The organism is Aerosakkonema funiforme FACHB-1375, assembly GCF_014696265.1.
Classification (GTDB): domain Bacteria; phylum Cyanobacteriota; class Cyanobacteriia; order Cyanobacteriales; family Aerosakkonemataceae; genus Aerosakkonema; species Aerosakkonema funiforme_A.
The window spans coordinates 1-6,957 of record NZ_JACJPW010000202.1; the positions used below are offsets into that span (position 1 = coordinate 1).

General features: G+C 40.3%; 3 protein-coding genes and 1 pseudogene. All 4 read right to left on the bottom strand.

Going from position 1 to position 6,957, the window contains the following annotated elements:
* On the bottom strand, positions 1-911 hold a 911-nt coding region (locus H6G03_RS36360), incomplete at its 3' end, for a serine/threonine protein kinase (RefSeq protein ID WP_190475682.1).
* A 65-nt stretch (positions 912-976) separates the two neighbouring features.
* Complete coding sequence (locus H6G03_RS39405; protein ID WP_190475686.1) at positions 977-1,081, bottom strand: hypothetical protein; 105 nt, start codon at positions 1,079-1,081, stop codon at positions 977-979.
* A gap of 11 nt (positions 1,082-1,092) precedes the next feature.
* A pseudogene (locus tag H6G03_RS36370) lies at positions 1,093-1,311 on the bottom strand (hypothetical protein); the annotation flags it as partial.
* 76 nt (positions 1,312-1,387) lie between these two features.
* Positions 1,388-6,793 carry a trifunctional serine/threonine-protein kinase/ATP-binding protein/sensor histidine kinase gene (locus tag H6G03_RS36375; protein ID WP_190475684.1) on the bottom strand — a complete coding sequence of 1,802 codons (5,406 nt, stop codon included), beginning with the start codon at positions 6,791-6,793 and terminating at the stop codon, positions 1,388-1,390.
* Positions 6,794-6,957: the final 164 nt, after the last annotated feature.

A 6,957-nucleotide genomic window follows, 5' to 3' on the forward strand; every position in this document is an offset into this window, starting at 1 on the left:
CCATAAAGTTTATCGGGGATGATGAAGCGATCGCACAGATCTCGTTGTGCAATAGGAAAAGCTTCAATTTGACCTTTTGTTCGCAATTGCTGCCAGCATTGTTCTAGATCCCATTTCAATCCTAATGCGCTTTGATAGCGGTCTTCGGCATTTTTCGCCATCAATTTCGAGACTATTTTTGATAGAACGACAGGAAGTTCTGGATTGATTTCATTCACTAATTTGGGCCGTTTGGCAATGTGACAATGCACCAACTCCATCGGCTCGTTTGATTGAAACGGTAACTCGCCCGTCAGTATTTCGTAAAAAGTTACACCTAATGAATAAAAATCTGTCCGGTAGTCAATTCCCCGATTCATTCGCCCAGTTTGTTCGGGAGAAATATAAGCTAATGTGCCTTCGAGGACATTGGGGTTTACTAGCGTTTGGGTTTCTCTCGGTAACAGGGAGGCAATACTAAAGTCGATTAATTTAACTTCTTTGGTTTGGGGATTAATCAAAATGTTGCTAGGTTTGATATCTTTGTGAATTACCCGTTCTCGATACAATAGCTCTATGGCATCGCACAGGACTAGGGCGATCGACAAAAATTCTGGCAGTAACTGAATTGGTAATTTTTCCCGCAACTTGAAATAATTAGACAAAGCAACTCCTCCGAAATCTTCCATTACCAAGGCATAACCATTTTGGTAGTTTTCCAGGCTATGGGTTTGGATAATTAATGGTGAAGTGAGATTTTTGGCAATCGTATACTGATTGCGAAATTGCACTAATTCGCTGAAACTGGGATAGGGATTTTTCAGGAGTTTGATCGCGACTGGTAGTGAGTCCGCCTCGCGCTGAGCGCGATAAACTACAGTTCTCGAACCGTTATATAATTCTGTCTTGAGTTGATATCCTGTCAGATTCATAATCATTTCCCCGTGACTTAATTGAATGGTTGTTTGGCTTGAAATTACTAGATTTGAAAAGATGCCTATGATGAGATTGGCAGTCGGATGCAGAACTCGGTACCGCGACCAATAGTTGACTCAACTTCGATACTTCCCTGATGTTTTTCGACGACAATCTGACGGGCAATAGCTAACCCTAGGTTTGGATAATCAGAGGTGAGTTGAGATTTTTGCCAATGGTGTACTGATTGTGAAACAACAACAGTTCGCTAAAGGTGGGATAGGGATTTTTCAGCAGTTTGATAACCACTGGTAGTGAGTCCCTTTCTCTGACTGCGCGATAAACCAGTGTTCGGGAGCCATTATAGAGCTGTTCTCTGATGCTATATCCGGGAATACTGACAAGAGTGCTAACCATAATTGCGCTCATCCTCCTAATTTTTAAATTTGGTCTTTCCAGATTTCTGAAGTTTTCTTTAAATTCTATCAAAAATTTACACGGGGATTTCAATTATAAATTCAGTACCCTCTCCGGGTGTGGAAATACAACTTAACTTACCTCGATGTTTTTCTACCACAATCGAATAGCTAGTTGACAGTCCCAAGCCAGTACCGCTACCTACTGGTTTAGTCGTAAAAAATGGATTAAATATATGATTTTGCACCGACTTACTCATGCCTATACCGTTATCTATAATGCGAATAATGATAGTTTTTTCTTCAGTTAATTCCGTCCGAATTATAATAGTCGGTTGGCAATTTTCCTTTGATGTATCCAATGCGTCAATGGCATTGTTGATGATATTCATAAATACTTGATTCAGAGCCGAAGCATAACAACTAACTAAAGGTAATAATCCATATTTTTTGCTGACTGTAATTTCGGGACGTTTATTATTACTTTGAAATCGATGCTGCAAAATTAACAACGTACTTTCCAGACCAGAGTGAATGTCTACTTCTTTTATTTCTGATTCATCCAAACGGGAAAAATTTCGCAGTGACAGCACTATTTGACGAATTCTTTCTACTCCAAAATTCATAGAAGATAGGATATTTGGTAAATCTTCCAATAAAAAGCTCAAGTCGATATCGGCTTTTTTTTGAGCAATTTCTGGAAATGGATCGGGATAAAGCTGCTGATATAAATCATTCAATTCAATTAAGGATTTAACATATTCTTTGGCGGGTTGTAAGTTGCCATAGATAAAATTAATTGGATTGTTAATTTCATGAGCAATTCCAGCCACTAACTGTCCTAAACTAGACATTTTCTCAGCTTGAATGAGTTGGGCTTGCGTTGAGTAAAGTTGAGCGAGTGTTGATTCTAACTGAGTAGCTTTTGCTGTTAATTCCTGGGTGCGTTCTGCTACTTTTTGTTCGAGAGTGTGAGAATAATCCTCTAATCGATCGTAAAGTTTGGCATTCTCTAGAGAAATTGCAGCTTGAGTGCAGAGTAAGTTGAGTAGTTCGATGCGATCGCTTGTAAATGCTCCCACTGTCAAATTATTTTCTAAGTACAAAATGGCAATCAATTTGCCTTGGTTGAGAATTGGCGCGCAGAAAATAGTCTTGGGTGTATGGTGCAGAATATAAGGATCGGCAAGCAAAGTTGGCTCGACTGCGGCATTTTCCACAACAGCCGCAACCAGAGTATTTTTAACTCGATTAATTAAGCTAACAGAGACTATTTCCTCACAGGGCAGAGATTGTAAAATTATCGCAGGTTGTTGCAGTTGGGATAATGCCTCAATTACCCAACAGTCACCTTTTGGTATGAGTAAAGCACATTTATTGGCTCCAGCGCTTTCCAGGATTACTTTCAGTAAAGTTGAGAGTAATTTCTCTAACTCAATTTCGCGGGAAAGCGATTGAAAAGCTTTGAGAATAGTTGCCAAATCGAGAGCTTCGGAAACGCTAGGATGACTGCGGTTAGAACCTTGAACTGTGTGATAAGAGCTAGAAATGATTGTTTCTATTGGTTTGAAATTCGGTTGTTGTTTGTGCAGAATTGCTAGAAGTAATTGGGGATAGCGGCTTTCTAAATCGATAACTTTGGCTTTGGCACCCCACCGCGCATAACAGTAATAAGCCTCCATCATGTAGGTTTGAGCAATTTTTGTTTTGCCCCAATCAAGATAAAATTTGGCAGCAAGTTCGTTAGCTAAGGCTTCTTCGTTGAGGAATTGGTTAGTTTTGGCAATGGTAATAGCTTGTTCGTAATGCTCCATTGCCGCTAATTTATCACCCGCAACTCGCAATTTTTCTGCTTCTACTAAATGCCATTTGTGTAAATAATTTATGGGAGCATCTTGCGCCCACTGGTAAAGAGTTTGTTGATGGCTTTCGACTTTAGCAAGAATTTCGGTTGTTTCTGCTGGGCTGGAAACAAGTGCTAGATTAGTGAGGGCGGTATAGAAATGGAATATAGGAACAAAAGGCATTCCTGATACTGCCATTAAATAGGACTGGACTTGGGTGATATAGTCAAGGGCAGCGTGATAATTTCCAAAAAAGTAGGCAAGCGATAGTTTATAGCTATAAACAAACGCAAGTGCAGTCAGATCCCGATCCTGCTTGTGCTTTGGTAACATCACTGTTTCATCGTAGAAAATACCCATTAAGCAGTCTGGTTGGCTCACTGTTTCTTGAAATTGCTCTACTGTTTGCTGTACCATCTGCAAATAAGTTAGTGCTGAATCTTGTTTCACCTGAACGAGAGCAGCATTGTAAGCAGGTAATTCCGCCGCCAAGCTATGCAATTCTACACCAGCGAATAACCCCGTTAAGGCATACCCTTCTATGCTGTAGCCAGCGTAGAGAAAATCACCGTTTTCCATTCCCGCCATGTAGCTTTCTTTCATGGTTAGCTGGGCGACTAAAAGTGATTGTCGGTGATGTTGTATAAAACCTCCAAACAGGTTGAGAGTGACACATTTCATCCTCCGATCGTTCAACTTTTCCAGCAAGGAGAGGGATAATTTACCAAACTCATAACCGATTTCAACTTCGCCAAAAAAGGCACACATCACCATCCCATGAATTGCATAGCCAGGGATTGAGGCGGAAGTATTGCCAAACTCCAGCGATAAGCGTACCATCGTCGCGCCGAGAATGGGCATTAAACCAGGTTGTCCCAGTAACACTGGTGGGAACAACATACTTAATATCTGGATTGCAGCTTGAGCTTGAGGTTCGCTCATCAGGGGTAAGTCAATCAGTGTGGCAATTTCTCGTTCTTGGAGTTGCTGTTTCACTGCTGCTAAAGCTTTGCCAATCTGAGTTTCGTCTACTTGGCTGGGTAATTCTACTCCCAATTGGGCTAGAGCTTCTCTGCCGACTGCGATCGCTGCTAATATTTGGCTACCAGCTGTTAGTGCGGCAATTTGAATTTCGTAGATTTTAACTTTGTCAAGAACAGTCTGTGCCTGCTGCAATACCAATGCCGCAAGTTGTTCCATACCGTCAAAATCACCATTCAAATAACTGGCTTCCGTTGCAGCTATATACAAATTCAAAGTTAATTCATACTGACTTTGCCAACAATTAATCTCTAGTAAATCCATGCCAGTATGAAAATACTCTCTAGCGGCAGTATAAGCAGTGGAATGTCGGGCTTTATTCCCAGCTTTCAAGTTGAGTTTTGCTAAAACTGCTCGTTCCTGTGGTTGATTAATTAATGCTTGTCCTTGATTCAAATGTCCCACAATATCAAACAGTTTTTCTTCTCGTTCTCCGGCAGAAGAATTTTGCAGAAGTAACTGCCCAATTTTGAGATGTGTGACTTGCTTTTCGTCGTCAGGAATCAGGGAATAAGAGGCTTGTTGAACTCGATCGTGTAAAAAGCGATAAACTGGATTAGCTGCTGCATAAGAACCAGATATATCTTCAGATTGAACAAAAAATTTATAAATTTCTGTATTCGGAATAATCAGCCCTTCTTGCAATGCTTTCCATAAATTTGCTGCTGTTGTTTCTGGTGTTTGTTCGGAAATAATCGCCAATGTTTGCAGATCGAACTGCGCCCCAACACAAGCTGCTAACTTGAGAATATTTTGAGTTGGCTGTGGTAATTTCTGCAATTGTATGGACATGAATTTTACCACATCATCAGTAATTGCTAAAGCTTTTATTTGAGCAATATCGCACTGCCAATGGCGAGATGCAAAGTCAAACGCGATCAGATGTTCATTATTTAATGCTTTAAGAAACTGGGTAGCAAAAAAAGGATTACCTTGAGTTTTTTGATAAATTAATGTTGTCAAAGGTTGAGCCAGCGATGACTCACAATTCAGCGTATCTGTAACTAACTGATTGAGATTAATTTCGCTTAATGCTTGGAGGATAATTTTATTGACTACTGCGCCAGCTTTTTCTAACTCATCTACAGTCAAGATGAAGGGGTGAGTTGGTGATACTTCATTATTCCGATATGCACCCAACAGCAACAAATATTTTGTATCTTGCATCAACAGTTGTAACAATTTCAGCGATGCAGAATCTGCCCATTGCAAATCATCTAAAAATATCACTAAGGGATGTTCTGGATGAGTGAAAACTTGCACGAACTTTTGCAAAAGTAAATTAAATCTATTTTCGGCAGCAGTTCCTGATAGTTCTGTAGCTGGTGGTTGATTGCCGATAATATATTGTAACTCTGGAATTACGTCAATTAAAACTTGTCCATTGTCGCCAACAACTTCCAAAATTTTTATTTTCCAACTGTTGATTTGACTATCCGATTCTGAGAGTAATTGACACATTAAATCACGGAATGATTGTACCAAAGCACTAAAGGGAATATTGCGTTGAAATTGGTCGTATTTCCCTTTAATAAAATAACCGCGTTGTCTGACAATGGGTTTATGTACCTCGTTCACAACCGCAGTTTTCCCAATGCCTGAAAACCCAGCTACCAGCATCATTTCGGTTGCGCCTTGGCTAACTCGATCGAAGGCGTCGAGTAGGGTTTGAACTTCCGGATCTCTGCCATAAAGTTTATCGGGGATGATGAAGCGATCGCACAAATCCCGTTGTGCAATAAGAAAAGCTTCAATTTGACCTTTTGTTCGCAATTGCTGCCAGCATTGTTCTAGATCCCATTTCAGCCCTAATGCGCTTTGATAGCGGTCTTCGGCATTTTTGGCCATCAATTTGGATACTATTTCTGATAGAACAGCCGGAATATCTGGATTGATTTGATTCACTAATTTGGGCGGTTTGGCAATGTGACAATGCACCAACTCCATCGGCTCGTTTGATTGAAATGGTAACTCTCCCGTCAGTAATTCGTAAAAAGTTACACCTAATGAATAAAAATCTGTTCGGTAATCAATACCCCGATTCATTCGGCCAGTTTGTTCGGGGGAAATATAAGCTAATGTGCCTTCCAACTGATTTGGATTTAAGAGAGTTTGGGTTTCTCTCGGTAACAGGGAGGCAATACTAAAGTCAATTAATTTAACTTCTTTGGTTTGGGGATTAATTAAAATGTTGCGGGGTTTGATATCTTTATGGATGATTCTTTCCCGATATAGTACATCTATGGCATCACATAAAGCTATGGCAATTCGTAAAAAATCCGGCAGGGATTTGGCGGGAAGTTTTTGCTGGGGTGGGAAATACTCTGATAAAGCAATACCGCTGAAATCTTCCATCACCAAGGCATAACCATTTTGGTAGTTTTCCAGGCTATAGGTCTGGATAATTAACGGTGAATTGAGATTTTTGGCAATCGTATACTGATTGCGAAATTGCACTAATTCACTAAAAGTTGGATAGGGGTTTTTCAGTAGCTTGATCGCCACGGGTAACGAGTCCACCTCGCGTTTACCGCGATAAACTACAGTTCTCGAACCGTTATATAATTCTGTCTTGAGTTGATATCCTGTCAGATTCATGATGATTTCCCTGTAACTTAGTTGAATGGTTGTTTGGCTTGAAATTACTAGATTTGAGAAGCTGGCTATGGTTAAATTGGCAGTCGGATGCAGAACTCGGTGCCGCGACCAACAGTTGACTCAACTTCGATATTTCCCTGATGTTTTTCTACCACGATTTGACG